Genomic DNA, 5825 nt, shown 5'->3' with positions numbered 1-5825 from the left:
CCAGTTTCTCGCCACCGACGAGCACCTGGGGCGCGTCGATGCGGTGCAACGCCGCGGCGACGAGGTCCTCGGCCTGTTCGCGCTGGGCGTCGGGCGGCAACCTGCCGGTGGTCCTCTCCGAACTCGGCAGCCGCGCAGGCGTGACCGGCGCGGCGGTGCTGGCCAGTGACATGGCCTTCATGGAGGCGTCATGACCGAGAGCACCGCCCAAGGCGCGCCATCCGGCGCCGCCGACGACCCGAAACCAACCCCCAACGGCACCCCGGCCGACAAGGCCGCCGGCGCCGATTCCGTTAAAACCGAAACCGCCGCCGCCGAGGCCGACGCAGGCAACGGGGCTGAGCCCGGCAGTGACTCGACCACCGCATCCGAAGCGGCGGCGAGCGACGACGCGGATTCATCCGGCAGCGGAAGCGAAGCGGCGAAGGAGCGCGCCGACGTGTCCGCTCGGGTGCCGCGCCCCCGGCACGCCGCTCCGGACGAAGTGGACAGTGACGTCACGGACGACGGCGCCGGTGACGGCGTGGTCCGGGACGGTCAGGCCGTGGCCGGGCCCGACAGCGTCGATCCCGGCGACGCCAGCAGCGACGGCGCCGAGCGGCCCGTCGTGCTGCGGCTGACCGACGTGGTCAAGACCTTCCCCGGCGTACGCGCGCTCGACGGTGTGCAGCTCGAGGTGCGCGCCGGCGAGGTGCACTGTCTCCTCGGCCAGAACGGCGCCGGGAAGTCGACTTTGATCAAGGTGCTCTCCGGGGCGCACCAACCCGACTCCGGCAGCGTCGAGTGGCTCGGTGAGCAGGTCCGGTTCGCCAACCCGCAGGCCGCCAACAAGGCCGGGATCGCGACCATCTACCAGGAGCTCGACCTCGTCGACGATCTCTCGATCGGCGAGAACGCGTTCCTCGGGCACGAGCCCAAGGTCGCCGGCTTCCTGCGTCGCGGCACCATCAACCGGCGTACCCGCGAGATCCTGTCCCGGCTCGGGCACGGTGAGATCGCGCCCAACCGGATGGTGCGCACCCTGCCCGCCGCCGGCAAGCAGGTGGTCAGCATGGCCCGCGCGCTGTCGCACGACGCCAAGCTGATCATCATGGACGAGCCGAGTGCCGTGCTCGCGCACGACGAGGTCGAGAACCTCTTCCGGATCATCCGGGAGTTGACCGCGCAGGGCATCGCCGTCATCTACATCTCGCACCGGCTCGAGGAGATCCGCGAGATCGGCGACCGGGTCACCGTCCTCAAGGACGGCCGGACCACCGCCGCCAACCTCGCGGCCCGCACGACGCCGACGCGCGAGCTGGTCAGCCGGATGACCGGACGGACCATCGAGTACGTCTTCCCGCCGCGCACCGAGAAGCCGCCGGCGACGGACGAGCTCCTGCGGGTCGAAGGGCTCGGCCGCGCGGGCGAGTTCACCGACGTCTCGCTGACCGTCGGCAAGGGCGAGATCGTCGGCATCGCCGGTCTCGTCGGCTCCGGCCGCTCGGAGCTGCTGGAGACCATCTTCGGCGCGCGCCAGGCGGAGAGCGGCAGGATCTTCGTCAAGGGCAAGGCGCTGCGGCCGGGTGCGGTCGGCGCGGCCGTGCGCGCCGGCATGGGGATGGCGCCGGAGGAGCGCAAGACCCAGGCGCTGCTGCTCGGCGAGCCGATCTACCGCAACATGACCCTCTCGACGTTCAGCCGGATCGCCAGGTTCGGCTTCACCGACACGGGCAAGGAGCGGGCCGAGGCCGGCAAGGTGGCCGACCGGCTCGAACTGCGCCCGCGCGACGTGCGCCGACCGGTGGGCACGCTCTCCGGCGGCAACCAGCAGAAGGTGGTGGTCGGGCGCTGGCTGCTCGGCGACACCGAGCTGCTGCTGCTCGACGAACCCACCCGCGGCGTCGACGTCGGCGCCCGGGCCGAGTTGTACCAGGTGATTCACGCGCTCGCGGCGCAAGGCGTCGGGGTGCTGCTGGTTTCCAGCGAAGTTCCGGAGGTCCTCGGACTCAGCGACCGGGTCGTGGTGATGCGCGAAGGCCGGGTCGTCCGCCAGGCGCGTGCCGAGGAGCTCGACGAAGACACGGTGCTCGACCTCGTCATGGCGGGGTCCTTGATGGAAGGTGCGCCCGCATGACCGAGTCTTGGCGAGGTCATCATCGACACAGCCCGCCCCGGTCAGGGCGGGTCACCACGAAGTGGGGATCCGGCATGACCGTCCTGACCAGCGCCGCGAGCGGAGACCAGCGATGACCGGGCTGCCCGCGCAGACGGCGCCGGCCGTCAAGGAGGCCCTGGGCGGCGGTCCGGAGCCGGACGGCCCGCGCGGCAACGGCTGGTGGAACAGCGACGCCGGCGAGGCGACCCGGCGCAATCTGGGCCTGATCGCCGTCCTGGCCGGTCTGATCGTGATCGGCATCATCACCCAGCCCGACCTCTACGGCCAGGAAGGCTGGTTCGTCAGCAACGTCTGGGCGATCCTCAAGCTCGGCTCCACCGTCGGTGTGGTCGCGGTCGGCATGACCTTCGTGATCATCGGCGGCGGCATCGACCTCTCGGTCGGCGCCATCATCGCCCTGGCGGGCGTGTGGTGCACGACGGTGGCCACGCAGAGCTACGGCACCTTCGGCATGATCTTCACGGCGCTCGCCGTCGGTCTGGCCGTCGGACTGATCAACGGCTTCCTGATCTCGTACGGACGCCTGGTCCCGTTCATCGCCACACTGGCGATGCTGGTCGCCGCCCGGGGCCTGGCCGCCTGGATCTCCAACAAGCAGACCCAGCAGACGGACAACCAGACGATCAACAGCATCGCCGCGGAGAGCTTCCTCGGCGTGCCGATCCTGGTCTGGATCCTCGGCGTCGTCGTGGTCCTCGGTTGGATCCTCCTCAACCGCACCACGTTCGGTCGCCGCACGGTGGCGATCGGCGGCAACGTCGAGGCGGCCCGCCTCGCCGGCATCAACGTCCGACTGCACACGATGATGCTGTACGCCCTCGCGGGGCTCTGCTGCGGCATCGGCGCGATCATGCTCACCTCGATCGGCACCTCGGCGCAGGCGGCCATGGCCACCAACTACGAGCTCGACGCGATCGCCGCGGTGATCATCGGCGGCACGCTGCTCAGCGGCGGCCGGGGCACGATCGTCGGTTCGCTGCTCGGCGTCGTCATCTTCTCCACCATCACCAACCTGTTCACGATCAACGCCCTTTCGAGCGAGGTCCAGAACATGGTCAAGGGCGGCATCATCGTCGCCGCCGTGCTCATCCAGCAGTTCCGCTTCAACTCGGTGTCCCTGTTCTTCAAACGGAATCGGGTCACCGCGCCCAGCTGATCGCTCCACAGCGTCCACGGTGACCATCCGCACAGGACGGTCGCCAGGAAATGCACACCCTGTTACCCCCGCAAGTTGAGAATCCAGGAGGTCGTCAATGACCCAGCACGACCCGGTCCGCCGGCGGTTCCTGCTCGGCGGTGCCGCGCTCGGCGCCGGTGCTCTCCTCGCCGCTTGCACGAGCAACGACAGCGGCGACGGCAACAACAACGCGCAGACGCAGGGCAACAACAACGCCTCGCCGAACGCCAACTCGGCGCCTGGCAAGAAGGTCACGATCGGCTTCTCGGCGCCCGCCGCCGACCACGGCTGGATCGCGGCCATCACGAGCAACGCCAAGGCGCAGGCCGCGGAGTACTCGGACGTCACGTTCAGCACGGTCGAGGCCGGCGCCGACGCCGCCGCACAGCGTTCGGCGCTGTCGACGATGATCTCGCAGAAGCCCGACGTGATCGTGCTGCTGCCGCACGACGGCAAGGAGCTCAACGCGTTCGGCCTCGAGGCGATGAAGGCCGGCATCCCGGTCGTCAACCTCGACCGCGCCTTCCCGGACGCGCTGGCCTATCGCCTGCAGATCAAGGGCGACAACTACGGCATGGGCGTCGCGGCGGGCAACTACATCGCCGAGGAGATGAAGAAGAAGGGCGTCAGCAACCCGATCATCGGCGAGATCGCCGGCATCGACAACCTGGAGCTGACCCAGGAGCGCACCGCCGGCTTCAACGCCGCCCTCAAGGCGGCCGGTCTCAAGGTCACCAACCGGCGCGCGGCGGGCTTCACCGTCGACACCGGCCAGGCCGAGATGAGCCAGCTCCTGCAGGCGCTGCCGAAGATGGACGCGCTCTGGAACCACGACGACGACCAGGGCATCGGGGTCCTCGCCGCGGCGAAGCAGGCCAACCGCGACGAGTTCCTCATGGTCGGCGGCGCCGGCTCGAAGGCCGCGATCGAGGCCATCCAGGCCGACAACTCGGTGCTGAAGTGCACGGTCACGTACAGCCCGTCGATGGCCTCGTCGGCCATCTCGCTCGCGCGGCTCATCGCTCAGGGCAAGGGGATGTCCGACCTGGTCGAGCTCCAGGTGCCGAAGGAGATCATCCTGGCCTCGGAGACGATCACCAAGGAGAACGCGAGCACCTACCTCCCGCTCGGGTTCGTTTAAGAGGGAGACCCACCTTGTCCACTGATTCACATTCCCTCCAGGACCGCGAGCTGCGGGTCGGCATGGTCGGCTACGCGTTCATGGGCGCCGCGCACTCCACCGCGTGGCGCACCGTGAACGTGGCGTTCGACCTGCCGGCACGGGCCCGGATGGCCCTGATCTGCGGCCGTGACGAGTCGAAGGTCGCCGGTGCGGCCGCGAAGCTCGGCTGGGACGCGCACACGACCGACTGGCGCGAGGTCGTCGAACGCGACGACATCGACATCGTCGACGTGTGCACCCCCGGCGACAGTCACGCCGAGATCGCGATCGCGGCGCTGGCGGCCGGCAAGCACGTGCTGTGCGAGAAGCCGCTGGCGAACACGGTCGACGAGGCCCGCGCGATGGTCGCCGCGGCGGTCAAGGCGCAGGCCGACGGCATCCGGTCGATGTGCGGGTTCAACTATCGCCGCGTGCCGGCCGTCGCGATGATGCGTCAGCTCATCGCGTCCGGCCGGATCGGGGTGATCCGCCACGTCCGCGCGGTCTACCTGCAGGACTGGATCGTCGATCCGCAGTTCCCGCTGGTCTGGCGGCTGCAGAAGGACAAGGCGGGCTCCGGTGCGCTCGGCGACATCGGGGCGCACATCATCGACCTGACCCAGTACGTCACCGGCCAGAAGATCACCGGAGTCAGCGCGCTGACCGAGACGTTCGTCAAGGAGCGCCCGTTGCCGAGCGAGTCGAGCGGCCTGGCCGCCTCGTCCGGCAACGGGGGCGACGCTCCGGCCACCGGGCAGGTCACGGTCGACGACGCCGCGCTGTTCCTGGCCCGGCTCGACGGCGGTGCGATCGCCACGTACGAGGCGAGCCGCTTCGCGATCGGCCGCAAGAACGGCCTGCGGGTCGAGATCAACGGGTCGCTCGGCTCGCTGGTGTTCGACCTGGAACGCCTCAACGAGCTGGAGTTCTACGACTCGGCGGCGCCCACCGCCGAGCAGGGCTTCAACCGGATCCTGATCACCGAAGCCGATCACCCGTACATGGCCGCCTGGTGGCCGCCGGGCCACATCATCGGCTACGAGCACTCCTTCACCCACGAGATGCGCGACTTCATCGAGGCCATCGCCACCGGCACCGACCCGGCGCCCTCGTTCGTCGACGCCCTCCAGGTCCAGCTCGTGCTGGACGCGGTGGCGCGATCGGCCGAGCAGGGCACCGTCTGGACCGACGTCGAGCCGGCCCTCGCCGAAGTAGCCGCCTGACCCCTCGGGCCGACCCGCGAGGGTCCCGCCGCGGTTGCGCCCCGCCGCGGGCCGGGTCGACCGGAGGTATACGGTCGTGGGGGGGGGGCCGGGCCCGGGTTGGCG

4 protein-coding genes are annotated in these 5825 nt (G+C 70.0%); all 4 read left to right on the top strand.

Features of this window, described 5'->3' with window-relative positions; translation table 11 throughout:
* Positions 1–607 precede the first annotated feature (607 nt).
* The 4 genes from AB0H87_RS36875 to AB0H87_RS36860 all read left to right on the top strand — a co-directional run bounded on the left by AB0H87_RS36875 (position 608) and on the right by AB0H87_RS36860 (position 5720).
* Positions 608–2116: a sugar ABC transporter ATP-binding protein gene (locus tag AB0H87_RS36875; RefSeq protein ID WP_360156782.1), complete on the top strand. Its 1509-nt coding sequence runs from the start codon at positions 608–610 to the stop codon at positions 2114–2116.
* Positions 2117–2228: 112 nt separating this feature from the next.
* Complete coding sequence (locus tag AB0H87_RS36870; protein ID WP_360156776.1) at positions 2229–3314, top strand: ABC transporter permease; 1086 nt, start codon at positions 2229–2231, stop codon at positions 3312–3314.
* Between the two features lie 97 nt (positions 3315–3411).
* Positions 3412–4476 carry a substrate-binding domain-containing protein gene (locus AB0H87_RS36865; protein WP_360156773.1) on the top strand — a complete coding sequence of 355 codons (1065 nt, stop codon included), beginning with the start codon at positions 3412–3414 and terminating at the stop codon, positions 4474–4476.
* Positions 4477–4538: 62 nt separating this feature from the next.
* The gene (locus tag AB0H87_RS36860; RefSeq protein WP_360156779.1) at positions 4539–5720 is read left to right on the top strand and encodes a Gfo/Idh/MocA family oxidoreductase; all 1182 of its coding nucleotides are present in this window, start codon (positions 4539–4541) and stop codon (positions 5718–5720) included.
* Positions 5721–5825 lie beyond the last annotated feature (105 nt).

The organism is Asanoa sp. NPDC050611 (assembly GCF_040654855.1).
In the GTDB taxonomy this organism is placed as follows: Bacteria; Actinomycetota; Actinomycetes; order Mycobacteriales; family Micromonosporaceae; genus Asanoa.
The sequence above is the reverse complement of the archived record's forward strand: the minus strand, read 5'-3'. Positions and strand labels throughout refer to the sequence as shown.